The following is a 24739-nucleotide window of genomic DNA, read 5'->3' as shown; positions in this document are numbered from 1 at the left end:
ATTACCAGCGCGCGCTCGCGGGCAGCGGTTCGCCGTACCAGAGTTCGACCAGGTGGCGGGCGATCGAGATGCCGGAGGGCGGCAGGATCTCGCCCGCGGCCATTCCGGCGCGCAGTTCCTCCCGGGAGAACCAGCGTGCCTCGGCGAGTTCCTCGCCGTCCACGGTGATCTCGGTGCCGCCGGGCAGCGCCTTGCCCATGAAGCCGAGCATCAGGCTGGACGGGAACGGCCAGGGCTGGCTGGCGACGTAGCGGACCTCGCCGACCCGCACCCCCGCCTCCTCCTGCACCTCGCGGGCCACCGCCTGCTCGATCGACTCCCCCGGCTCGACGAAGCCGGCCAGCGTGGACCAGCGGCCTTCCGGCCACAGTGCCTGGCGGCCGAGCAGGCAGCGGTCCTGGTCGTCGGTGATCGCCATGATCACCGCCGGGTCGGTGCGCGGGTAGTGCTCGGCCGCGCAGGAGGTGCAGCGCCGCACGTGCCCGGCTCCGGCCTTCTCGGTCGGGTGCCCGCAGCGCGAGCAGAAGCTGTGCAGCCGGTGCCAGTGCTCCAGCGCGACGGCGTGCACCAGCAGTCCGGAGTCCCGGTCGGACAGCAGGGCGCCGACCTCGCGCAGCCCGGCCGGGCGGGCGTCGCCGTCCAGCCGTCCGGGCAGGCTCTCGCCGGCCAGCGCGAAGTACGAGACGCCGTCCTCGTCGGTGCCGAGGAAGTACCGGTCGCCGGTCTGCGGCGCCTCGAAGGAGGGCAGCAGCACGAGTTCGGTGCCCTGCGCGGTGTCGACGACGAAGGCCTCGCCGCCGGCGATGGGCAGCACCCGGGTGGCGGGGTGGCTCCACGCGGCCGCCAGCCACGGCTCGTCGAAGCGGTACTCGGCCGCCCGGTCCACTCCCGACCTGGCCAGGGCCAGCGGGCGCTCGGTCTCAGGCACGGTGCTCAACTCGTTCCATCCCCACGTGGTGAATCATCCGGATGAGTGGTCTGACTGCCATGGTCCGCGCGCGCGGACTCACGCGCCGGGCCGGAAGTTCTCGGCCAGGTCGCCCCACAGGTACGCAGCGGTCTCGACGCCCTTGGCCAGCAGGCCCAGTTCGACCTTCTCGTTGACCGAGTGCCAGCCGTCCGAGGGCACCGAGATGCCGAGGAACAGCACCGGCGCGCCCAGCACGTCCTGGAGGTCGGCGGCGGGGCCGGAGCCGCCCTCACGGGTGAAGAGGATCTTCTGCCCGAAGGCCCGGCCCATCGCGCGCACGGTGGACTGCAGCGCCGGGTGGTCCAGCGGGGTCAGGCAGGGCCGGGTCGCACCCGGGAACACCAGCTCGTGGCGGATGCCCGCGGGCACCCGCTCGGCCACCCAGGCGCGCACCGCCTCGCGGACCTTCTCCACCTCCTGGCCGGCCACCAGCCGGAAGGACAGCTTCAGGTGCGCGGAGGACGGCACGATGGTCTTGCCGCCGGGGCCGGTGTAACCGCCCCAGATGCCGTTGACCTCGGCGGTCGGACGGGCCCAGATCCGCTCCAGGGTGGAGTAGCCGGCCTCGCCGCGGGTGCCGTACGACTTGGCGACGCGCAGCCACTGCTCCTCGTCGAAGGGCAGCTCGGCGAAGAGTTCGCGCTCGCGCTCGGTCAGCTCCACCACGCCGTCGTAGAAGCCCGGGATCGCGACCCTGTCCTCCCCGTCGTGCAGGGCCGCGGCCAGCTCGGCGGCGACCTGCGCCGGGTTGGGGACGGCGCCGCCGAAGGAGCCGGAGTGGATGTCGGTGTCCGGCCCGTACAGGTCGATCTGGGCGTCGGCCAGGCCGCGCATGCCGGTGCAGACGGTCGGCGTGGTCTCGGACCACATGCCGGTGTCGGAGATGACCACCACGTCGGCGGCCAGTCGCGCGGCCTCGCGCCGGACCAGGTCGGCGAAGTGCGGCGAGCCGGACTCCTCCTCGCCCTCGATCAGCAGCTTGAGGTTGACGGCCGGCGCGGTGCGGCCGGTGGCGGCCAGGTGGGCGCGCACGCCCAGGGTGTGGAAGAACACCTGGCCCTTGTCGTCGGCGGCGCCGCGGGCGTATAGCCGGCCGCCGACCACGGTCGGGGTGAACGGCTCGGTGTCCCAGCCGTCCTCCTTGGCGGCGGGCTGCACGTCGTGGTGCCCGTAGACCAGGACGGTCGGCGCGGACGAGTCCCCGGAGGGCCATTCGGCGAACACCGCCGGCAGCCCGTCGGTCTCCCACACCTCGGCGACCAGGAAGCCGGTCGCGCGCAGCTTGGCGGCCAGCCACTCGGCGGAGCGGCGCACGTCGCCGGCTCGGCCGGGGTCGGCGGAGACCGAGGGGATGGCCAGCCACTCGGACAGGTCCGCGAGGAAGGCGGCCTGGTGCTGGTCGATGAAGGCGCGGACGGCGCTGTCCGGGGTTCTCGTCATACCGACGACTGTAGTTCGCCCGTGCGGGTGCCCGCCCCGGGCGTCCGCTTGCTACCGCCCGTCGCGGCTGTAACCTCCGTCACCCCCGCCGCGACACGGGCGCGGCGGGGGTGATGCGGGGCACGCTCGGGGCGGCGCCGGGCCTGAGGCCCAGGCCCCAGCTCCCAGGCCTCAGCCCCCGGGCCTCACACCGAGCGGCGCAGCATGGTGATCCGCGAGCGGGTGAGCACCGCCGCCAGGGCGGCCGCGAGCAGCGGGAGCACCACGACGGTGGCGGCGATGGTGGGCCACGGGAAGACCACGATCGCCCGGTCGGCGATCTGCTCGGGGCTCATGCCGGGGTAGGTGGTCGTCGCGGCCTCGACCTTGCGCAGCGCCACGCCGGGCACGATGCCGCAGACCACGCCGAGTACGGCGCCCATGGCGGCGATCACGCCGCACTGGAAGCCGGACAGCGAGCGCCGGATGCGGGGCTCGGCGCCCACCGCCGCGAGGGTGGTGAGGTCGCGCTGGGAGTCGGCGGCCGCCAGGCCGGTGGCGATGCCGGCGGCGCCGAGGGCGACCAGGGCGGCGAAGGCGGTCAGGCCCAGCCGGACGAGGTCGGCCGTGGACTGGTAGCCGCGTTCGACGGTGAGCACGTCGTGGTCGCTGATCTTGGCGAGCGCGCCGTCGGCCTTCTGCTGGGCGCTGTCGGACGGTGCGGTGTCGGGGAGCCAGACCGCGCCGGTCAGCGAGGTGGCGAAGCCGAGCCTGGCGGCGGTGTCCGGGCTGACCACGGCCTGGGCCGGGGCGGGCACCGCGGCGTTGGCGAGGACGGCGTCGACGGCGATCTCGGCGCTGGTGGGCCTGTGGCCGGGGCCGCTCGCCAGGCCCGGATCGGAGACGGTGTACCGGACGGCGACCTTGCCGTTCTTGATGTAGCGGGCGTCGAAGACGACGGCCTTGCCGGCGGCGAGGGCCTGGCCGGCCGCCGGGTCGGTGACGCCGTAGAGGTTGCGCAGCAGGGTGGCGTCGCCGGCCGTGATGGGGCTGAAGGGGTTGCCGGCGCGGCCGTGGCTCTGGCAGCGCTTGTCGGTCTCCAGGATCCGGTCGGCTTCGTCGGAGCTGACGTGCTGGTCGCTGTCCTGGAGGGGGCAGCGGTCTTCCTTGGGGAGTTCGACGTCGACGTAGCCGCAGGAGTCGCCGTCGGGGCAGTCGCCCTTGTAGGTGACGCGTTGGACGTCGGCGCGTGGGCCGAGGTCGGGGATGCTGCGTTCGACGGTCTCGCGCATCTGCGGCAGCAGTTTGGCGTCGGGTCCGACCAGCCAGCCGTTGCCGAGCAGGACGGCACCGGACGGGCCGTGGGCGACGTATTCGCGCCGGTACTGCTCGTCGTAGCTGGCGGTGTAGACGCCGACGGCCACGGAGCCGGCGACGGCGGCCATGACGGCGGCGACGGCGGGTGCGGTGCGGGCGCGGTGGCGCACGGAGTCACGCAGGGCGAGTCGGGGGCCGAGCGAGAGCCAGCGGCCGAGCCGGCCGAAGAGGCTGACCAGGGCGGGGGTGAGGGCGACCATGCCGAGTTCGGCGAGGGCGGAGCCACCGAGGACGGCGAAGCTGCGGTTGCCGACGCCGCTGGCGCCGCCGAGCAGGGCGAGCGCGGCGCCGCCGCCGAGCATCAGCAGGCCGAGCAGGGCGAGTTTGCGGTTCGGCGGCTTGAGCGAGTCGCGGCCGGTGAGTGCGCTGACGACGTCCTGGCGGGATGCCTGGACGGCGGGGACGACCGCGGCGAGCAGACCGGTGACCAGGCCGACGAGGAGCACGCCGAGCAGGTCGAGCGGCTGGAGGTTGAAGTGGCCGAAGCGCCGGCCGGCGTAGGACTCGGCCTGGGTGCGCAGCAGGGCGACGAGGCCGACTCCGACGGCGAGGCCGATCGCGGCGCCGGTGACGCCGAGGACGGCGCCGCCGCCGAGGACGACGCCGCGGACGTTGGCGCGGTCACCGCCGGCGGCGGCGAGCAGGCCGAGTTGCCGCCGGGAGCGCCGGGCCCCGACGGCGAAGGCGGGGCCCGCGAGGAGGACGATCTCCAGGAGGGCCATGCCGACGACGGTGGCGAGGATGACCACGTCGGCCTTGTTGAAGTAGGAGGGGTCGCTGCCCGAGTGCTGGTCCTGTTCGACGTAGTAGGGCACGTCGGCGCGGGCCGGGGGGTCGGTCAGGACGGCGCGGGAGGTGACGCTGAAGCCGTACTCGTTGAGTTCGACGACCTTGTGCCAGTCGAGGTCGGTGCCGGCCGGGAGCTTGACCAGCCAGCGGGTGGGCTCGCCGGTGCCGGCGGCTTGGCCGCGGGTCGCGCCGGGGGTTTGGGCGAGCCGGTTGATCAGGGTGCCGGGTGGGGCGAAGAGTTCGGTGGCGTTGAGTTCGCCGGGGTACTCGTAGACGCCGGTGATGGTGAACGGGGTGGCTTCCAGGCCGCGGACGGCCGTCCGGTCGCCGAGTTTGAGGCCGGACCGCTTGAGGAAGTCGGGGGTGACGGCGGCTTCGTGGTCGTTCGCGGGGGCCCGGCCCGTCACGCGGTCCAGCCGGCCGTTCCAGACGGGGTCGTTGAGGTCGGTTTCGCTGATGTGGGTGGCGAGCAGGCCGTCGCTGCTGGTGGCGGCGGTGTACGGGCCTTCGCGTTCGGGCACCAGGGTGGCGCCGGCGGGCAGCAGTTGCCGGGCCAGTTCGGCGGGTGGGGTGTCGAGGGCGCGCTGCTGCGCGGGAGTGTGCTGGGCGGTGGCGCCGTCCTTGGCCTTGTCCTTGGGGTTCTGGACGCTGAGTCCTTGTGTGGGGTCGGGTGCCTGCGTGACGGAGGAGCCGCGTTCGAGCATCTCGAGTTCGCCGGCGGCCTGGCCCATGGTGCGGACGGCCTGTTCGGCGGGCGAGAGTTGGGCGCTGCGGAAGACGACGTCGGCGCCGGTGACGCCGAGGACGGGCAGGGCGACCATGGCGATGACCAGGGCGCTGCGGCCTTTGGCGCGCAGGGCGTCGCGGCGGGCTATGCGCAGGGCGACCCGCCAGGCGCTGAGCTTCACTCGTCCACCTTCATGCTGTTGGTGGCGGCGCTGACGAGGAGGCTGGCGGCGTCCTGGCTGACGGATTCGTCGACCATGCGGCCGTCGCGCAGGAAGACCACGCGGTCGGCCCAGGCGGCGTGGCGGGCTTCGTGGGTGACCATCATGGCGGCGGCGCCGGCGTCGCAGCGGGCGCGCAGGACGGCGAGGACGGCTTCGCCGGTGGTGGAGTCGAGGGCGCCGGTGGGTTCGTCGGCGAGGACGAGGCGGCGGTCGCCGATGAGGGCGCGGGCGATGGCGACGCGTTGTTGCTGGCCGCCGGACATGTCGTCGGGGAAGCGGTCGGCGAGTTCGGGGATGCCGAGTTCCTCCAGGGCGGCGAGGGCTTCGCGGCGGGCGGCTCGGGCGGAGAGACCGTCGAGTTCGCGGGGCAGGGCGATGTTCTCGGCGGCGGTGAGGGCGGGGATCAGGTTGTAGTCCTGGAAGACGTAGCCGACGGAGCGCCGGCGGACTTGGGCGAGCTTCTTGCGGGTGAGGTCGCCGAGGGCGGTGCCTTCGACGAGGACCCGGCCGCCGGTGGGGCTGTCGAGGCCGCCCGCGAGGGTGAGCAGGGTCGACTTGCCGGAGCCGGAGGGGCCCATGACGGCGACGAATTCGCCGGGGTGGACCTTGAGGTCGACGCCGCGTAGGGCTTGGACCTCGGCGGCGCCTTGGCCGTGGACGCGGGTGACGTTCTCCAGGTGCAGCACCGGTGTCGGCTGGGCCTGTTGGGTGTGGGACACGGTTCCCCCCTTGTGCTGGGTGCGGGTCGGCGCCCGGGGCGCCGGCCGGTGGTTCAGTCGGGCTGGGCCGCGGTGGCGTTTCAGGCGCGGGTGCGGCGGCCGAGCCGGGTGGGTTTCCTGGTCTCGGTGTCGGTGGCGCGGGCGGTTTCGGTGGCGCGCGCCTGGTGGAGTTCGGCTTGTCGGGCGAGACGGGTCTCGCAGTGGTCGAGCCAGCGGATCTCGGCTTCGGTCTGGAAGATCAGCTGGTCGAGGACGAGCAGCCAGGCGAGTTCGTTGCTCTCGGCGGGCACGGTGCCGGGTTTGCGGGCCGCGCCGGACGCCGCTTCGGACGCCGCTTCGGACGCCGCTTCGGACGCCGGGCCGGGCGCGCCGGGCGCCGGGGTGCCGGCGAGGGCGCGGCCCTTGAGCCGGGTGTAGTCCTGGAGGGCCTTGATGCTGTGCCGGCGCTGGCCCTGCACGACGGCGGAGACGTCCACTCCGGGCACGGTGACGGCCATGGCGAGCTTGATGGCCAGTTCGTCGCGCGGGGGGTTGGTCCGGGGCACCGGGGTGTCGAACCAGGCCCGCAGTTCGGCGCGGCCGGCGTCGGTGGCGGCGTAGAACTGGTGGCCCTCGTCGTCCTCGCCGGCGGCTTCGACCAGGCCGTCGCGTTCCAGTCGGGACAGCGTGGTGTAGACCTGCCCGACGTTGAGTGGCCAGGTGGCGCCGGTGCGCGCCTCGAATTCGGAGCGCAGCTGGTAGCCGTAGCGGGGGCCCTCGTCGAGCAGGGCGAGCAGACCGTGGCGGATGGACATACTCAGTATGTATACCCGGTATGCCCTGCCGGCTCAAGCCGCCCGCCCCTCGGGTACCGTCGTGCGGTGTGAGCCAGTTGCGCATCGCCACCTTCAACCTGTTGCACGGTCAGCCGCTCGCCGCGGACGGCGCGCCACGGCCCTACCCGGCCGACGCGGGCGCGCCGCTGGCGGAGGCGGTGGCCGCGCTGGACGTCGACGTGCTGGCCCTGCAGGAGGTGGACCGGTATCAGGCCCGCTCGGGCCGCACCGACCAGGCGGCGGTGGCGGCCGCGGCGATGGGCGCGAAGGACTGGCGCTTCGCCGCCGCGCTGCACGGGCACCCGGCGCCGGTGGCGGGCTGGGTGCGGGAGCCGGCCGGGCCGAACGGGCTGCGGGTGTACGGGCCGGCCGAGGTGGGCGACGGCTCCCCGCCCTCGTACGGGACGGCACTGCTGACCCGGCTCCCGGTGCGGCACTGGCGGGCCCGGCGGTTCGCCCCGGCGCCGTTCGGGCTGCCGCTGCGGGTGGCCGGGCGGCGCGGGCTGACCCCGGTGCCGGACGAGCCGAGGGCGGCGCTGGCGGCGGTGCTGGAGGGCACGCGGGGGCCGTTCACGGTGGTGGCGGCGCACCTGTCCTTCGTCCCGGGCTGGAACATGGCGCAGCTGGCCGGCATCCGGCGGTGGATCGCCGACCTGCCGCAGCCGTACCTGGTGCTGGGGGACTTCAATCTGATCGGCGCGGTGCCGCGCACGGTGCTGGGCGGGGCGATGGCGCTGGAGCGCACGGCGCCTCGGGTGCGGGTGCGCGAGCTGCGGGCGGCGCGGCGGGCCCGGCCGGTGGTGGCCGGGCAGCGCTTGCGGCGGGTGCGTGAGCCGCGGGCGCGGCTGCAGGGCTGGTACGACCTGGCGCGCACGCCGACCTACCCCTCGCACCGGCCGGCGGTGCAGTTCGACCACGTGCTGGCGGTGGGGGTGCCGCGCGCGGCGGTGGGACCGGCCCGGGCGCCGCGCGCGGCGGTGTCGGACCACCGGCCGCTGCTGGTCGAGGTGTCGCTCTAGGTGTTCTGACCCGTGAGCCGGGCCCTCAGTTGAGGTGGCTCAGGGCGCCGTTCTGGTGCGGGAGGTGGACGGGCGGGGTCGGCTGGGGGTCGTACTGCAGGAGCAGCATGGCCGCGTCGTCGCCGAGCTGGCGGCCGACGTGGCGCACGACGTCCTCGTGGAGGCGCTGGAGGACGTCGGCGGGGCGGCCGTCGGCGCAGCGCGGGAGGCGTTCGGCGAGCGGGTAGAAGGCGCCGGTGCGGTCGCGGGCCTCGATCACTCCGTCGGTGAACAGCAGGACCCGGTCGCCGGCCCGCAGCGGGACCCGGTGCACCGGGGGGTGGACGTCGGCCGGATCGAGGACGCCCAAGGGCGGTACGGTTTCGGTGAGTTCGAGGGGGCGGACGGTGTCCTCGCGCAGCAGCAGCGGCGCGGGGTGTCCGCAGTTGACGAGTTCGGCGGTGCCGTCGGGGCCGACGCCGATCAGCACCAGGGTGACGAACTCCTCCTCCACGCCGGGGTGGTCGTTCTCGTGCAGGGCGCGGTCGAGGCTGACGGCCAGCCAGCCGGCCACCCGGTCGAGGGCGGGTTCCTGGTGGGCGGCCTCACGGAAGGCGCCGAGGACGGCGGCGGCGGTCTCGACGGCGCCGAGGCCCTTGCCGCGGACGTCACCGACGACGGCCCGGACGCCGTGGCGGGTGTTGACGACTTCGTACAGGTCGCCGCCGATGCGGGCGTGCGCGGCGGCGGCCTCGTAGTGGACGGCGGCGCGTACGCTGCCGACCTTCTCGGGAACGGGTCGCAGCAGGACCCGGCGGGCGATGGACGCGACCAGTTGGGCGTCGGCGAGGGCGCGCTCCTGGCGCAGCCTCAGGGTGGCGCTGACCCAGCCGATCGTGGCGACGAGCAGGATCGCGATGACGCTGGCGGAGTGCACGGACTCGCCGAGCGCGTCGCTGCGCCAGGCCATCAGGAAGGCCGCCGTCTCGGTGCACAGACCGATCACGAGCGGGTACCAGGTGCGGTGGCTGACCACGGCGGCCAGCGCGGGAACGGCGGTGAGGGCGGGTTCGACCGTCACCTCGGTGCCGCTGAGGTAGTCGAGGACGACGATCAGCACCATGCCGATGAGGGGCAGCGCGAGCGCCGTCCTCGGCCAGGTGCCGGTCGCGCCCGGGGCGGGTCCCGGGGTCGGCCCGGTGAACCGCTCTCTGATCCATCCGGTCGCGCTCAACTTCGGACTCTCCAGCAGAAGTCGCCGGTGCCTGGGGGCACCTGCGGTGATGACTGAGGGTTAGGGGATGTGGGCCTCGCTGGCGGCCGGAGCACGGGGGTTGACCGGTTACCGACCCCACAATAGGCGCGAAACGTGCACGACGCACAGGTTTCGGGCACTGCGATGATGACTTGGATGCTCTGCGTGACTCATTAGTCACTGTTCCCGATCAGGAGCCGTTCCAACTCTTTTCGGCCGGGAAGTCCTGCGGGGCGCACGATCCGCCCGCTGCGGACGTACAGGAACGACGCCGTGACCTGCTCGGGGTCGACGCCCGCCTGTTCCGCCCAGGCGAGCCGGTAGACCGCGAGCTGCAGCGGGTCGGCCGTCTCCTCGCGGTGGGTCTTCCAGTCCACCACTTCGTAGCGTGACGCCCCACCTTGTCCTGACAGTACGTCACCGTCCCGGTAGACCGCGTCGATCCGGCCGCGCACCACCCGCCCCGCCAGCACCAGCTGGAACGGCGCCTCCACCCGGTGGGGCCGGCGCTGCGCGTACGGGGTGCGCAGGAACGCCTCCTTGAGCCGCTCCAGGTCCTGTTCGTCCTCGATGCCGTCGTCGTCCGCGCCGGGCAGCGCGCCCGGCTCGACCAGCAGCAGCGGCTCGATCCGGGACTGCACCCAGGCGTGGAAGCGGGTGCCGCGCCGGGCTGCGGGCTGCGGGGGGCGCGGCATCGGGCGGGCCAGGTCGCGGGCGAAGCCGTCCGGGTCGGCGGCCAGGCGCAGCAGCTGGGTGGCGGACAGCGCGGCGGGCAGCGGCACCTCGCGGGCGGTGCGCCGGGAGCGCTCCAACTCGCCCAGCAGCGCGGTCAGGTCGCGGTCCCAGGAGGCGACCTGCCGCTGGTCCTCGACGGCCATCGGCTCGGGTTCGGGCGCCGGGGCCCCGGCGAGCCGGGCGCGCACCACCTCGGCGACCCGGCGGCGGGCGTGCTGGGCGGCCGGGTCCAGCGGCAGCGGCCAGGGGCGTTCGACGGCGGCGGCCAGCGCCGGGTTCTCGGCGCCCTTCTCGGGGGGCTCGGCCCAGTGCTCGACCTCGCCGGCGCCGGGCCGCTCGCAGTGCTCGCGCAGCCGCTCCAGGAAGGCGGACGGGCCGCGGACGGTCTTCTGGCTCGGCCCCCACCAGTGGCCGGAGGCCAGCAGCAGCGCGCGGGGGCGGGTGAACGCGACGTAGCCGAGGCGCAGTTCCTCGGTGCCCGAGTGCTCGGCCAGTTCCTTCTTGAACGCGGCCATCGACTTGCCGTTCCAGCCGCCGCGGACGTCGGGCAGGGTGGCGCGGTCGCCGCGCAGGGCGTGCGGGAGCACCCGCTTGGTGCTGGTCCAGCGTTCGCGCGGGGTGGCGGACGGGAAGGCGCCCTTCACCAGGCCGGGGACGGCCACCACGTCCCACTCCAGGCCCTTGGACTTGTGCGCGGTGAGCACCTTCACGGTGTCCTCGCCGCCGGGCAGGCTGCTGTCCAGGCCGCGCTCATACTCCTGGGCGGCGCGCAGGAAGCCGAGGAAGGCGCCCAGGCCCGGGTCGCCGTCGAGGTCGGCGAAGGAGGCGGCGACGTCCAGGAAGGCGTGCAGGGTCTCGCGGCGCCGAGCGGCCAGTGCCTTGGGCGAGGCGGCCAGTTCGACCTCCAGGCCGGTGACGGCGAGCACCCGGTGCAGCACGTCCATCAGCGGGTCGGCGAGCGAGCGGCGCAGCTCGCGCAGTTCGGTGGCGAGCCGGGCGAAGCGGACCCGGGCCTCGGCGGAGAACGGCAGGTCGTCCGGCTGGTGGCCGTCCTCGGCCGGGCCGGGCAGGAAGGTCTCCACCGCGTCGGCCAGCGAGATGGTCTCGGTGGGGTCGGCCTCGGCGACGGCGGCGGCCAGCGCCTCCACGCCCTCGGGCCGGTCGGTGCGCACCAGGTCGGCGGCCCGGCGGCCGAGCAGGGCGAGGTCGCGCGGGCCGATCCGCCAGCGCGGGCCGATCAGCAGGCGCACCAGGGCGGCGTTGGCGGTCGGGTCGTGCAGCACCTCGCAGACCGCCACCAGGTCGGCGACCTCGGGCAGTTGCAGCAGCCCGCCGAGGCCGACCACCTCGACCGGCACCTCGCGGGCGACGAGCGCGGCGTGGATGTCCGGGAAGGCGGCGCCGCCGCGGCACAGCACGGCGATCCGGCCGGGCGCGGTGCCGGTCCGCACCAGGTGGGCGACCGAGTCGGCGAGCCAGTCGACCTCCTCGGCGTGGGTGGGCAGCAGCGCGGCCCGCACGTAGCCGTCCTGTTCGGCGCCGGGGGCCGGGCGCAGCGCCTCGACGCCCTCGTGCACGGCGCGCAGCGGGGCGGCGAGCTCGTTGGCGAAGGCGAGCAGCCGGCCGCCGCTGCGGCGGTTCTCGCTGAGCGAGTAGCGGTCGGCGGGACGGCCGTCGGCCTGGGGGAAGTGCCGGGGGAAGTCGTCGAGGTTGGCGACGGAGGCGCCGCGCCAGCCGTAGATGGCCTGGCAGGGGTCGCCGACGGCGGTCACCGGGTGGCCGGTGCCCCGGTGGTCGGGGCCGGCGCCGAACAGGCCGGCGAGCATGAGCCGTTGGGCGACGGAGGTGTCCTGGTACTCGTCGAGCAGGACGACCCGGTACTGGCCGCGAAGCAGTTCGCCGACCTCGGGGCGCTGCTGGGCGAGGCGGGCGGCGGCGGCTATCTGGTCGCCGAAGTCCATGAGTCCGGCGGCCTGCTTGCGGCGGCGGTAGTCCTCGACCAGGCGCAGCAGTTCCAGCCGGGCGCGGGCGGTGGCGGGGACGGCGCGCAGGTCGTCGTTGCCGAGTCTGACGGTGGCGAGGGTGTCGAGCAGTTCCTCGTCGAAGGCGCGCAGGGCCTGCGGCTCGACGAGGTGTTCGGCGAGTTCGCCGTCGAGGGCGGTGAGGTCGGCGACGAGGTTGGCGAAGGTGCCGGTGAGGGAGGGGAAGGGGCCGCGGGCGGTGCGCAGCACCTTGGCGGCGAGCTGGAAGCGGGTGGCGTCGGCGAGCAGCCGGACGTCCGGTTCGATGCCGATGCGCAGGCCGTGCTCCTTGAGGAGGCGGCCGGCGAAGGCGTGGTAGGTGGAGATCTCCGGGTCGCCGAGGGGTTCGGTGTCCTCGCGGTCGGCGATGCCGGCGCGGAGCAGGGCGTCGCGGACGCGTTCGGCGAGTTCGCCGGCGGCCTTGTTGGTGAAGGTGAGGCCGAGGACCTCTTCGGGCCGCACCGCGCCGGAGCCGACCAGCCAGACGACCCGGGCGGCCATCACGGTGGTCTTGCCGGAGCCGGCGCCGGCGACGATCACGGCCGGTGCCAGGGGGGCGCCGATGGCCGCCATCTGCTCCCGGTTGAACGGGATGCCCAGCAGCTCCTTGAGCTGGTCGGGATGGCTGAGCACGGCGGTCACCCCGCAACGTTAACGGGCCGAGCCGACACTCCGGGCGCCCGGCCGGGGTGACCCTGGCTACTCGACGGTCACGCGGCAGCCGCGCGCCGGCCGCCCGACGGTCACACCACGGCCGCGCGGCGGCTACTCGACGAGCTGGGCGCCGTCCCGCTGGGCCGAGCAGCTGCGGCGGAAGGCGCAGCGGTCGCAGCCGCCGCCGGTCTGCGGGACGAAGCGCTCGGCGAGGACCTTGCCGGCGGCCTCGGCGAGCAGGTTCTCGATCCACGGTTCGCCCTCGGGCGGCTCCTGGCGCTGCACCTTCGGGGCGTCCTGGGCGGCCTTGCCGGCGGGTTCGCGCAGGTGGACGAGTTCGGCGCCGCCGGTGGACGGCGGGTGGGCGCTGAAGCCGGGCAGCTCGTTGAGGGCGCCGGCGCGCACGGCGAGCTGGTAGACGGCGAGCTGCTTGTGCTCGGGCAGGGACTTGTCCGTGGGTATCTGCTTGCCGGTCTTGAAGTCGACGACGTAGGCGCGCCCGGCGTGGTCCTTCTCGATCCGGTCCATGGAGCCGCGGATGCGCACCGTGACGCCGCCGACGTCGAGGGTGACGTCGAAGCCGTGCTCGGTGGCGACGACGGCGCGGCCGCGTTCCAGGACGTGCCAGTTGAGGAAGCGCTCCAGGGCGGCGCGGGCCTCGGTCTTCTCCTGCTGGGACTTCCAGGGGGCGTCGAAGGCGAGGGCGTCCCAGACGGTGTCCAGGCGTTCCATCAGGACGGCGAGGTCGGCGGGGGTGCGGCCGGAGCCGACCTCGTCGGCGAGGGCGTGCACCACGTTGCCGAAGCCCTGGGCGGCGGAGCCGGCGACGCGGGCCTTGACCTCCTTGTCCAGGAACCACTGCAGCGAGCAGTTCTCCAGCTGTTCCAGGCCGCTGCCGGACAGCCGTACGGGCAGGTCGGCGCTGCGCAGCGGTTCGGGGGCCGCGGTGGCGTCGTCCAGGCCCCACCAGCGGTCGGGGTGGGCGGCGGGCACCAGCGGCAGGCCCTCGTCGTCGGTGGCGGCGGCGAGGACGGCGAGGCGTTCGGCGGCGGCGCGGCGCAGTTCGGGCGAGCGGGCGGGGTCGACGGTGACGGCGCGCAGCTCGGCGACGAGGGCGGCGACCGTCAGCGGGCGGCGCGGGCGGTGGGTGACGTCCTCGACGGTGACCGGCGGGGTGCGGCGCACGACCGTGCCGGTGCGCGGGTCGACGTCCTCGCGGTAGAGCTCGCGCAGGAAGCGGGACGGCTCGTCGCCGTCGTCGGCGGGGGCCTTGACGGCGGTGACGATCAGCCGTTCCTTGGCGCGGGTGGCGGCGACGTAGAAGAGCCGGCGTTCCTCGCCGAGGAGGGCCGCCGGGGAGAGCGGTTCGGCGAGGCCGTCGCGGCCGATCCGGTCGGCCTCCAGCAGGGAGCCGCGGCGGCGCAGGTCGGGCCAGAGGCCGTCCTGGACGCCGGCGACGACGACCAGGCGCCACTCCAGGCCCTTGGAGCGGTGGGCGGTCATCAGCCGCACCGCCTCGGGTCGCACGGCGCGCACGGTGAGGGTGTCGGCGGCGATGTCCTGGGCCTCGAGTTCGGCGAGCAGGTCGAGGGCGCTGCGGTGGCCGGTGACCTGTTCCTCGGCGCGGGCGGCGGTCTCGAACAGGGCGCACAGCGCGTCCAGGTCGCGGTCGGCGTTGCGGCCGGCGGCGCCGCCGCGCAGGGCGGCGCGTTCCAGGCGTTCGCGCCAGCGGCGGCTGCCGTCCCACAGCTCCCACAGCGCCTCCTCGGCGGTGCAGCCGCCGGCGAGCCGTTCGCGGACCTTGGCCAGCAGGGTGCCGAGGTCGCGGGCGCGGCGGGCGACGGCGGGGTCGAGGGCGACCAGGCGCTCGGGTTCGGCGAGGGCCTCGCGGATCAGTTCGCCGGCCGGGCGCGGGACGCCGGGGCGGCCTTCGGCGCGCAGGGCGGCGCGTTCCTCCTCGCGCAGGGCCCGGCCCAGGCGGCGCAGGTCGGAGCCGTCGAGGCCGCCGAGGGGGCCGGTGAGCAGGGCGTGGGCGAGGTCGACGGTGAGCGGGTCGCCGCCGTCCGGCGCGGGGACGGCCGGGTCGGGGCGGTCCGCGTCGGCCGGGTCCGCGCCAGCCGGGTCCGGATCGCCGTGCTCGGCGTCGCGGTGCTCGGCATCCTCCTGCTTGGCGCGGGCCGTGAGCCGGGTCGCCTGTTCGGCGCAGACCCGCAGGGCCAGCAGCAGGTGGGCGACGGCGGGCTCCTCGCGCAGCGGCAGGTCGTCGCCGTCGATCTCCAGCGGCACGCCGGCCGCGCTGAGGGCCCGTCGCACGCCCGGGATGGAGCGGGCGCCGGCCCGCACCAGCACGGCCATCTCGCCCCAGGGCACGCCGTCCTCCAGGTGGGCGCGGCGCAGCAGGTCGGCGATCGAGTCGAGTTCGGCGCCGGGGGTCGGGTAGGTGTAGACCTCGACCCGGCCGCCCTCGCGGGAGGGCAGCAGGGCGCGGTGCTGGGCGAGCTTGTCGGCGGGCAGGCGGCCCATCGGCATCCGGCGGGCGATCTCGCGCGAGGCGGCGAGCAGGACGGCGCCGGAGCGGCGGGAGACCCGCAGCACCTTGACCTCGGCGGGGCTGCCGTCGGCCTGGCGGAAGGTCTCCGGGAAGTCGAGGATGCCGTTGATGTCGGCGCCGCGGAAGGCGTAGATCGACTGGTCGGGGTCGCCGACGGCGACGAGGTCGCGGCCGCCGCCGGCGAGCCGGCGCAGCAGTCGGACCTGGGAGGGGTCGGTGTCCTGGTACTCGTCGACGAAGACGACCTCGTAGCGCCGCCGGAGTTCCTCGCCGACGTCGGGCCGTTCGGCGAGCAGGACGGCGCGGTGGACGAGTTCGGCGTAGTCGAGGACGCCGCGCAGGTCGAGGACGTCGAGGTAGTCGGCGAGGAAGTGCGCGGCGGCGGCCCAGTCGGGGCGCTGGACGCCGTGGGCGAAGCGCTCGAGTTCGGCTTCGCCGAGGCCGAGTTCGCGGCTGCGGGCGAGGACGGCGCGGACCTCGTCGGCGAAGCCGCGGGTGGTCAGGCAGGCCCGCAGGTCCAGGGGCCACTGGATGCGGGTGCTGCCGAGCCTGGCGTCCTCGGCGCCGCCGGCGAGCAGTTCGCGGACCATGACGTCCTGCTCGGGGCCGGAGAGCAGCCGCAGCGGTTCGGCGTAGTCCTCGGGGTCCTGGTGGGCGCGCAGCAGGGCGTAGCAGAAGGAGTGGAAGGTGGTGGCCTGCGGGGCGGCGGCGCTGGAGCCGAGGCGGCCGGACATCCGGTCGCGCAGTTCCATCGCGGCCTTGCGGCTGAAGGTGAGGACGAGGATCCGCTCGGGGTCGGTGCCCTCCTGGACGCGGCGGGCGACCGCTTCGACCAGGGTGGTGGTCTTGCCCGTGCCGGGTCCGGCGAGGACGAGCAGCGGGCCGCCGGTGTGCTCGACCACGGCGCGCTGGTAGGCGTCCAGCGCGGGCGGGCCGGGCTGGACGAGCGGGCTGTGCACGAGCCGGTACGGGGAGCTCACGGGTGACGGTCCTGGAGTGGTGCGGGGGCATGGCCGGGGCGGGCCCGTCGGGGCCCGCCCGCATCGAGCCTACGGTCCCGCTCCGTCAATCCCGTTCGCGCGGGGCCTTCGCCGATTCGGGCTGTCCGTTCCAGCGGGCCCGTTCGAGGTCGACGCGGGGCGGGTCGGCGAGTTCGCGCAGCGGCGTGCCCTCCTCGCCGTAGTGGGTGAGGGCGCGCTGTTCGTGCCCTGGCAGGAGGCGGCCGTCGGCGCGGATGACCCGCCACCAGGGCACCGAGCCGCCGTACAGGGCCATCACCCGGCCGACCTGCCGGGGGCCGCCCTGGCCGAGGTACTCGGCGATGTCCCCGTAGGTCATCACTCGCCCGGGTGGAATCCGCTCGGCCAGGTCGAGCACCAGTTCGGCGAAGGGGGGCAGGGCGTCCGGGAGACCGTCGTCTGTTACGTCCGTCACCTGGGGCATCCTTCCTCATAGGGGCGCACGCGCGGCCCCGGGCGATCGACCCGCCGCGCCCGATCCGCCCCCTGTCCAGCACAGGGGCGCGGGGCATGCCACCATCTTCGGGGCGGTGAGTGGTGATACGAGGACAAGACCAGATGACCGGGACGGCTGACGTGGGCGTGGACAGGGACTCCGACGAGTCCGGATCCGCCGTGCCGCCGGCTCCCGGGCGCGAGTCGGAAGGCGGGCCCGGGCACGGGCCGACGCCGGAAGTCTCCCTGATCAAGGACCCGACGATCAAGACCCCCACGCCCGAGAAGGCGCCCGCGCCGGCCGAGCCGCCTGCGCCGCCCGCGCCGGCTGAGCCGGGCGAGCCGGGCGAGCCGGTGGGCACCGCGCCGACCGAACCCGCAGAGCCCACCGAGCCGGTCGCCCTGATCCCCGCCCCCGCGCCGCGGGCGGAATTCCACGACCCGCTGGACGACGCCCCGCACCTGGACGTCGACGAGCCGCTGCTCGCCGCCCGCGCGCACCGCCCGTCCGACCTGATCCGCTTCCTGGCCGGCATCTTCGGGATAGTCGCCGTCTTCGTGCTGGCCGGCATCGCCACCTCGACCACCACCGGCATCGAGCAGGACATCGCCACCAACGCGCCGCACTTCTCCGCGGTGCTGTCCACCATCACCGGCCTGGTGTCCAGCGTCGCCGTGCTCGCCGTGCCGCTGGCGTTCGCCGTCGAGCGGCTGATCAAACGCGACGGCCTGCGGGTCGCCGACGGCGTGCTCGCCTCGGTGCTGGCGTACGGCGTCTCGCTGGGCATCGACTGGTGGGTGGCCGAGGGCGCCTCCGAGCACATCCGGGACGCGCTGACCCGGCTGCCGCTGGACAGCAACGGCCCCCTCACCGACCCGGTGCACGGTTACCTCGCCCCGGTGATCGCCTACATGACCGCCGTCGGCATGTCGAGCCGACCCCGCTGGCGGGTGGCCCTGTGGGTGGTGGTGGTCTTCAGCGGGGTCACCGAACTGCTCGGCGGCTACACCACCCCGCTGTCGCTGCTGCTCACCGTGCTGATCGGCTGGTCCGTCGCCTACGGCACCCTGTACGCGATCGGCTCCCCCAACATCCGGCCCACCGGCCAGCACCTGATGATCGGCCTGCGCAAGGTCGGCTTCACCCCGGCCGGCGCCGCCCGCGCCCCCGACGCCCCGGGCGGCACCCGCCGCTACTACGTCACCCAGCAGGACGGCCCGCCGCTGGACGTCCACATCATCGACCGCGAGCAGCAGGCCTCCGGCTTCTTCTACCGGGCCTGGCGCCGGCTGCGGCTGCGCTCGGTGGCGGTGCGCCGCAGCCCCCAGTCGCTGCGCCAGGCGCTGGAGCAGGAAGCCCTGATCGCGTACGCGGCGGCCGCCTCGGGCGCCCGCGCGCCGCAGCTGGTCGCCACCTCCGAGCTGGGCCCGGACGCCGCGATCCTGGTGTACGAGAACGTCGAGGGCCGCACCCTGGACGAGCTCGCCGACGACGAGGTCACCGACCAGGTGATGGCCTCGCTGTGGCAGTCGGTGGCCGCCCTGCACGAGCGCCGGATCGCCCACCGCCGGCTCACCGGCGAGTCGCTGCTGGTGGTGGACGAGAAGACCGGCTGCCTGGTCAACCTCTCCGGCGGGGACATCGCCGCGACCGACCTCACGCTGCGCATCGACGTCGCCCAGCTGCTCACCACCTTCGCGCTGCGGATCGGCCCCGAGCGGGCCGTCGCCACCGCCAACGCGGTGCTCGGCGCCGAGCGCGTCGCCCAGGCGCTGCCGCTGCTCCAGCCGGTCGGGATGAGCCGCTCCACCCGGATTGACCTGGCCAAGCTCACCAAGGAGCGCAAGGCCGCCGCCCGCGCCAAGGCGCTGGAGCAGGTCGCCGCCGGCGAGCGCACCCAGCAGCAGGCCGAGGAGGACATCGCGGCGGCCGGCGAGGACTTGCTCAGCCGCATCCGCGGCCAGATCCTGCAGATCGCCCCCGAGGCGCCGCTGGAGCCGGCCAAGCTGGAGCGGCTGAAGCCGAAGAGCCTGATCATGGTGATCGCGCTCACCTTCGCCGCCTACCTGGCGCTGACCACCATCAAGCCCGCCCAGCTGAAGCTCTCCCAGATGAACTGGGCGTGGGCGGCGGCGGCCCTGCTCGCGGCGGCGTTCAGCTACGTCGCCGCCTCGATGAGCCTGACCGGCTTCGTGCCCGAGCGGCTGCCCTTCCGGCGCACCGTCGCGGCCCAGCTGGCCGGTTCCTTCGTCAAGCTGGTCGCCCCCGCCGCGATCGGCGGCATCGCGCTCAACACCCGCTACCTGCAGAAGGCCGGCATCCGCCCCGGCCAGGCGGTCGCCTCGGTGGGCGCCTCCCAGCTGGCGGGCCTGGCCGGGCACCTGCTGCTGCTGTTCAGCTTCGGCCTGATCACCGGCAGCCAGACCAACGGCGACCTCTCCGCCTCCCGCGCGGTGATCATCGGCGTGCTGACCGCCGCCGTGCTCGCCCTGGTGGTGGCCGCCGTCGCGCCGCTGCGGCGCTTCGTCCTGGGCCGGCTGCGCTCGCTGTTCTTCGGCGTGGTGCCGCGGATGCTCGACCTGATGCAGACGCCCAGCAAGCTGCTCACCGGCTTCGGCGGCATCCTGCTGCTGACCCTCTCCTTCACCGCCTGCCTGGACTTCTCGGTGCAGGCCTTCGGCGGCGACGTCAGCTTCTCGGCCGTCGCGGTGGTGTTCCTGACCGCCAACGCGGCCGGTTCGGCGATCCCCACCCCGGGCGGCATCGGCCCGGTCGAGGTCGCCCTGATCGGCGCCCTGACCGTCGCGGACGTACCCCCGGCGGTCGCCACCCCGGCGGTCTTCCTCTACCGGGCGCTCACCTTCTGGCTGCCCGTGCTGCCGGGCTGGATCGCCTACAACGTGCTGCAGCGCAGGCACGTGCTCTGAGGACGCGCGAGCGGAACGCACGGAGGACCCGCGAGGGGGGAACGCACGAGGGAGGGCCCGCCGGACGACGGCGGGCCCTCCCTGATGTCGGCGCCTAGTAGACCGGCTTGTGCGGCTCGATCTGGTTCACCCAGCCGAGCACGCCGCCGCCGAGGTGGACGGCGTTGGCGAAGCCCGCGGCCTTCACCACGGCCAGCACCTCGGCCGAGCGCACGCCCGACTTGCAGTGCAGCACGATCCTGCGGTCCTGCGGCAGCTTCTCCAGCGCGTCACCCATCAGGAACTCGTTCTTCGGGATCAGCACCGCGCCGGGGATGTTGACGATCTCGAACTCGCCGGGCTCGCGGACGTCGACGAGGTAGATGTCCTCCTTCTCGTCCTGCCACTGCTTGAGCTGGTGCGAGGTGATGGTCGAACCGGCGGCGGCGGCCTGCGCCTCCTCCGACACGACGCCGCAGAAGGCCTCGTAGTCGATCAGCTCGGTGACCGTCGGGTTCTCACCGCAGACGGCGCAGTTCGGGTCCTTGCGGACCTTCACCTGGCGGTAGTTCATCTCCAGGGCGTCGTAGATCATCAGTCGGCCCACCAGCGGGTCGCCGATGCCGGCCAGCAGCTTGATCGCCTCGTTGACCTGGATCGAGCCGATGGACGCGCACAGCACGCCCAGCACACCGCCCTCGGCGCAGGACGGCACCATGCCCGGCGGCGGGGCCTCCGGGTAGAGGCAGCGGTAGCAGGGGCCGTGCTCGGCCCAGAACACGCTGGCCTGGCCGTCGAAGCGGTAGATCGATCCCCACACGTACGGCTTGCCGAGCAGCACCGCGGCGTCGTTCACCAGGTAGCGGGTGGCGAAGTTGTCGGTGCCGTCCACGATCAGGTCGTAGCCGGAGAAGATCTCCATCACGTTGGAGTTGTCGAGGCGCTCCTCGTGCAGGATCACGTCGACGTAGGGGTTGATCTCCTTGACCGAGTCCCGCGCCGACTCCGCCTTGGAACGGCCGATGTCCGCCTGGCCGTGGATGATCTGGCGCTGCAGGTTCGACTCGTCGACCACGTCGAACTCGACGATGCCCAGCGTGCCGACACCGGCGGCGGCCAGGTACATCAGCGCGGGCGAGCCCAGACCGCCGGCGCCGACGCACAGCACCTTGGCGTTCTTCAGCCGCTTCTGCCCGGCCATCCCGACGTCGGGGATGATCAGGTGGCGGGAGTACCTGCGGACCTCGTCAACGGTGAGCTCGTCGGCCGGTTCGACCAGGGGTGGCAACGACACGGGGACTCCGATGGGTGTCTTGTTCAGGTGGCCCGGGGCCGCCTCGGACGGGTTGCTGCTCCGCCACTCGGGTGGCTCTCTACGCCAACAGTGTCATGCCCGGTCGGTATTCCGAGACAGCCCGTCCGATGGGCGAGACGGGCGCCGCCGGATCGTGGAACCGCCCGGAACGGCCGCCCGGAGCGCCCCCGGCCCCGTGATGACGGCCCGGGACGCCCCCGCCGCCGGCCTCACACCCGGCAGGCCGTCTCCAGCCAGACGTCCCCCAGTGACTCCTCCAGCGGCACCTGTGTCCGCCAGCCGAGACGGTCCCGGGCGGTGCGCACGTCCGCCTGCCGCCACGGCACCGGCTCGCCCGGCGCGGGCCGGCCCTCCGGCCGCGGGCCCTCCGAGCGGTGCCCCGGCAGGTACGGCCCCGCCGAGTGGTGCTGCCCGGGAAGGTGGTCGCCGCCCGGCCCGCCGACCTGCGCGGGCAGCAGGACCTGCCGGTTCTCCTCGACGATCGCCCCTTCGAAGCCCGAGGCCCGCACCAGCAGCTGGGCCGCGTCCCGGGCCCGCACCGCGTGCCCGCTGCCGACGTTGATCACCCCGGTGGCGGCCGAGACCGCCGCCGCCTGGATCGCCCGCGCGACGTCCCGCACGTCCACGAAATCCCGGTATCCGGACAGGTCCGGCATCCGCACCTGGTTCTCGTCCCGCTCCAGCGCCCGCCGCAGGCCCTCGGCGAGCCGCCCGAACAGCGAGGCGGTCGGCGCCCCCGGTCCCACCACGTCGAACACCCGCAGCACCGCCGCGTCCAGCCCGGAGGCCAGCACCAGCTCCGTCCCGGCCAGCTTGGACACCCCGTACGGGCCGACCGGCCGCGGCTCGGCCTGCTCGGAGACCGGCACCCCGCCGGGCACCGGCCCGTACTCGGCGGCCGAGCCGACGTGCACCAGCCGGGCCGGCTCCCGGCTGCGCCGGATCGCCTCGCAGACCGTCGCGACGGCCAGGGTGTTCGACCGGATCAGCGTGCGGGAGCTGCCGTAGGTGGCACCCGCGCAGTTGATCACCACCTGCGGCGCGACCGCGTCCAGGAAGCGGGCCAGCGCGCCCGGGCTCCCGGTGGTCAGGTCGAAGCGGATGTCGGCCGAGTCGCGCCGGCCGAGCACCGTCACCTGCAACTCCTGGTCCATGAGCAGACGATCGGTCACCCGGCGGCCGATGAAGCCGTCGGCGCCCAGCAGCAGCACCCTCATCGGGGGCGTCCTTCCACGAAGCGAGGTCGGGGACGACCTGGCGGACTGAGAACTACGAACGAACAGCGTTTTCGAGCGTCGGAGGGGCCGGACGTCGGAACGTCGGCGGCCGGGACGTCGGCGGCCGGGGTGGCACAGCGCGGCGCGGCGTCAGCGGTGGGCACCGGCCCGGCCGAGCCGCGCCCAGGCGTACCCCAGCAGCACCACCGCCACCGCGCCGCCGCCCAGCAGCACCGCCGACGGTGCGGAGCGGCCCAGGGCCAGCAGCACCGCCGCCGCGGCCGGCCCGGCCGACGCGCCCAGCGCGGCGGCCCCCGCCCGGCCGCAGCGCGCCAGCAGCGCGGGCAGCACCAGCAGCAGACCCAGCACGCCCTGCGCCGCCCACTGCGCGGCGGACGCCCGCTCGGCCGCCTGGTGCAGCAGCCCGCCGCCGGGCCCGGGCCGCGGCGCCACCACCGCGAGCACCGCGAGCGCGGCGTACGACAGCACCGCGAGCACCGCCAGGTGCAGCGCCACCGCGACCGGCAGCACGGGCCGCATCCGGGCCCGGAACTCGGCGAGCGTGCGCGCCACCCCCAGGTGGCCCCGGCCGACCTGCCGGTACCAGCGGGCCGCCCGCTCGGCCGATCCCGTCGACACGGCGGCGGCCAGCGCCAGCGCGACGGCCGGCGGCCGGTCCCCGCCCGGTACGGCCGCCGGGAGCAGCAGCAGCGCGGCCAGGCCGAGGCCGTGGCCGAGCGCGGCGGGGCGGAGGCGGAAGGCGGCGCCCGGCCGCAGGTCCGGCCGCAGCCGGCAGCGCGGAGGCGGTGCGGGGGCGGGGCCCAGGGCGTCCGCCGGTACGGCCTGGGCGGTCGGCGGCGGCCCGGCTTCCTCCGGGGCCGGGGCGGTGAGCGCGGGCAACAGCACCAGCGGTACGGCGGCGGACAGCAGCACCGGCCAGTGGACGCCGAGCACGGCCACCGCGACGCAGGGCGGGGCGGCGAGGGCGACGGCCGTGAGCGCCGCCCGGGTGGCGGCCCCGCGCGGCCGGGTCGCGGCCGGCTCCGGTGCGGTGGGCGGGCGGCGGGGCACCCGGGCGTACAGTTCTTCGGCCAGCGAGAACAGGTCGGCGTGCCGGCAGCGTGCGGCGGTGGCCGGGCCGTGTCCGGCCTCCTCCAGTCCGGCGGCGATCTCCAGCGGGTCGACGGCGCGTTCGCACAGCTCGCGGTGGTCGGCCATCAGTTCGCGCACCGGGTCGACGCTGGGGCCCGCCGCTGTGCCGGGCATCAGACGGCCTCCGCGAGCTCTTCGGCGTGTTCCGGCCCGCCGGTGCCGTGGTGGCCGCCGGTGCCGTCGTTCCGGCCAGTGCTGTCGTTCCGGCCGGTGCCGTCGTTCCCGCCGGCGGGCGCGTCGCCGTGGCCCGGGCGCGGACCGTCGCTGAGCCAGTACTCGGCGGGGCGGGCGAAGGGGCGGGGTGTCCGGCCCTCCTCGCCGCCGTCCCCGCCGTCGGGGAAGGCCGGGTACTGGGAGACCAGCTCCAGGTAGACCTCCCGGAAGGCGGCGATCACCGGTTCCACGGCGAAGCGTTCCTGCGCCCGCAGCCGCCCGGCCAGCCCCAGCCGGGCGCGCCGCTCCTCGTCCCGCAGCAGGGCCAGGCAGGCGGCGGCCAGGGCGCGCGGGTCGCGGGCGGGCACCAGCAGTCCGGTGGGGCCGACCACCTCGCGGGCGATCCCGACGTCGGTGGAGACCACGGCCCGGCCGCTCAGCATGGCGTCCACGAGCAGTCGGGGGCCGCGCTGGGAGAGTGCGGAGAAGACGGCCACGGTGCCGTCCTCCCAGGCCTTCGCGAGCGAGCGGGGCCGTCCGGCGAAGTCCACCGCCCCGGCGATGCCCAGGCGTTCGGCGACGTCGGCGCAGTGCGCCCGGTAGCCGGGGGCGGTCTCCTCGCCGTGGACGGTCAGGCGGGCCCCGGGCAGTTCGGCGTGGACCCGTGCGAAGGCGTGCAGCATGAGTTCCGGGTCGCGCCCCGGCTCCAGCGCACCGGCCCAGACCAGGGTCGGTCGCTCGGGTTCGGGGCCGGCCGCCGGGCGGTCCACGTCCGGGGTGCCCTCGTGGACGACCCGGGTGCGGGCCGGGTCGGCCCCGCAGCGGCGCTGCCACTGCTCGTCGTGGGCGCTGCCCGGGGTGAGTATCGCGGCCTGCCGGTAGGTCTCCTCGGTGAGGGCGCGGAAGAAGGCCAGCAGCAGCGCCCGGACGGGCCGACCGTGGGGTGCCTCGCGGTGGCCGAGGTACTGCTCGCGCAGGTGGGGGCCGTGCTCGGTGACGACGAACGGCACCCCGTGCAGGTGCCGGGCGACCAGCGCCGGCAGCGCGGCGGGGCCCCCGCCGACCACGTGGCACAGGTCGGCGGCGCCCAGGCCGCCCGGTCCGGTGCCGTACCAGGGGGCGGACAGCGGGCGCAGGCACTGCTCCAGCAGGTCGGCGGCGACCAGGACGTCGTGGGCCAGGGGGGGGGCGGGGGGGGGGGGGGGGGGGGGGGGGGGGGGGGGGGGGGGAGGAGAGGGGGGGGGGGGGGGGGGGGGGGGGGGGGGGGGGGGGGGGGGGGGGGGGGTAC

The 24739-nt window shown here is 75.1% G+C and carries 15 protein-coding genes (1 of these 15 cut by a window edge); 2 read left to right on the top strand and 13 right to left on the bottom strand.

Annotated features, from left to right (window positions below; all coding sequences use genetic code 11):
- Position 1 precedes the first annotated feature (1 nt).
- The 5 genes from nudC to ACZ4WV_RS01860 form a co-directional block, all read right to left on the bottom strand.
- On the bottom strand, positions 2 to 937 hold the full coding sequence (nudC, locus tag ACZ4WV_RS01880; protein ID WP_465741778.1) for an NAD(+) diphosphatase: 936 nt from the start codon (positions 935 to 937) through the stop codon (positions 2 to 4).
- A 69-nt stretch (positions 938 to 1006) separates the two neighbouring features.
- Positions 1007 to 2410: a dipeptidase gene (locus ACZ4WV_RS01875; RefSeq protein ID WP_465741776.1), complete on the bottom strand. Its 1404-nt coding sequence runs from the start codon at positions 2408 to 2410 to the stop codon at positions 1007 to 1009.
- Positions 2411 to 2595: 185 nt separating this feature from the next.
- Entirely contained in the window at positions 2596 to 5463 is a 2868-nt protein-coding gene (locus tag ACZ4WV_RS01870) for an FtsX-like permease family protein (protein WP_465741774.1), read from the bottom strand.
- A complete protein-coding gene (locus ACZ4WV_RS01865; RefSeq protein ID WP_465741772.1) occupies positions 5460 to 6224 on the bottom strand; it encodes an ABC transporter ATP-binding protein in 765 nt (254 codons plus the stop codon). Before ACZ4WV_RS01865 ends, ACZ4WV_RS01870 begins: the two co-directional genes overlap by 4 nt.
- A gap of 80 nt (positions 6225 to 6304) precedes the next feature.
- Positions 6305 to 7018 (bottom strand): PadR family transcriptional regulator, encoded by a 714-nt coding sequence (locus ACZ4WV_RS01860; RefSeq protein WP_465741770.1) that lies wholly within the window; start codon positions 7016 to 7018, stop codon positions 6305 to 6307.
- A 68-nt stretch (positions 7019 to 7086) separates the two neighbouring features.
- Between ACZ4WV_RS01860 and ACZ4WV_RS01855 the strand changes: the two genes are divergently transcribed.
- Positions 7087 to 8058 carry an endonuclease/exonuclease/phosphatase family protein gene (locus tag ACZ4WV_RS01855; protein ID WP_465741768.1) on the top strand — a complete coding sequence of 324 codons (972 nt, stop codon included), beginning with the start codon at positions 7087 to 7089 and terminating at the stop codon, positions 8056 to 8058.
- Positions 8059 to 8083: 25 nt separating this feature from the next.
- On the opposite strand, the gene ACZ4WV_RS01850 is transcribed toward ACZ4WV_RS01855, so the two are convergent.
- The 4 genes from ACZ4WV_RS01850 to ACZ4WV_RS01835 form a co-directional block, all read right to left on the bottom strand.
- Positions 8084 to 9271, bottom strand: coding sequence for a PP2C family protein-serine/threonine phosphatase (locus ACZ4WV_RS01850; protein ID WP_465741766.1), 1188 nt, complete (start codon positions 9269 to 9271; stop codon positions 8084 to 8086).
- Positions 9272 to 9465: 194 nt separating this feature from the next.
- Positions 9466 to 12690, bottom strand: a complete 3225-nt coding sequence (locus ACZ4WV_RS01845; RefSeq protein ID WP_465741764.1) for a UvrD-helicase domain-containing protein — start codon at positions 12688 to 12690, stop codon at positions 9466 to 9468.
- A 123-nt stretch (positions 12691 to 12813) separates the two neighbouring features.
- Complete coding sequence (locus ACZ4WV_RS01840) at positions 12814 to 16233, bottom strand: ATP-dependent helicase (protein WP_465741763.1); 3420 nt, start codon at positions 16231 to 16233, stop codon at positions 12814 to 12816.
- Between the two features lie 85 nt (positions 16234 to 16318).
- Positions 16319 to 16696, bottom strand: coding sequence for an MGMT family protein (locus tag ACZ4WV_RS01835; RefSeq protein WP_465741762.1), 378 nt, complete (start codon positions 16694 to 16696; stop codon positions 16319 to 16321).
- Positions 16697 to 16830: 134 nt separating this feature from the next.
- On the opposite strand from ACZ4WV_RS01835, the gene ACZ4WV_RS01830 reads away from it, so the two are divergent.
- A complete protein-coding gene (locus ACZ4WV_RS01830; RefSeq protein WP_465741760.1) occupies positions 16831 to 19635 on the top strand; it encodes a flippase-like domain-containing protein in 2805 nt (934 codons plus the stop codon).
- A 94-nt stretch (positions 19636 to 19729) separates the two neighbouring features.
- On the opposite strand, the gene moeZ is transcribed toward ACZ4WV_RS01830, so the two are convergent.
- From moeZ to ACZ4WV_RS01810, 4 genes are all read right to left on the bottom strand, one after another.
- The gene (gene moeZ / locus ACZ4WV_RS01825; protein ID WP_465741758.1) at positions 19730 to 20908 is read right to left on the bottom strand and encodes an adenylyltransferase/sulfurtransferase MoeZ; all 1179 of its coding nucleotides are present in this window, start codon (positions 20906 to 20908) and stop codon (positions 19730 to 19732) included.
- A 230-nt stretch (positions 20909 to 21138) separates the two neighbouring features.
- On the bottom strand, positions 21139 to 22146 hold the full coding sequence (locus ACZ4WV_RS01820; RefSeq protein ID WP_465741756.1) for an NAD-dependent epimerase/dehydratase family protein: 1008 nt from the start codon (positions 22144 to 22146) through the stop codon (positions 21139 to 21141).
- A 150-nt stretch (positions 22147 to 22296) separates the two neighbouring features.
- Positions 22297 to 23412 carry a hypothetical protein gene (locus ACZ4WV_RS01815; RefSeq protein WP_465741754.1) on the bottom strand — a complete coding sequence of 372 codons (1116 nt, stop codon included), beginning with the start codon at positions 23410 to 23412 and terminating at the stop codon, positions 22297 to 22299.
- A protein-coding gene (locus ACZ4WV_RS01810) for a DUF3492 domain-containing protein (RefSeq protein ID WP_465741752.1) crosses the window boundary here: on the bottom strand, positions 23412 to 24739 show its 3' portion. 748 nt of this gene lie beyond the right edge of the window; only the last 1328 of its 2076 coding nucleotides appear in the window; the start codon falls outside the window, past its right edge — the gene reads right to left on this strand; its stop codon occupies positions 23412 to 23414. Before ACZ4WV_RS01810 ends, ACZ4WV_RS01815 begins: the two co-directional genes overlap by 1 nt.

Source organism: Kitasatospora sp. NPDC029312, assembly GCF_055569215.1.
Note: the sequence above shows the minus strand (reverse complement) of the source record. Positions and strands in the feature narration are given on the sequence as shown.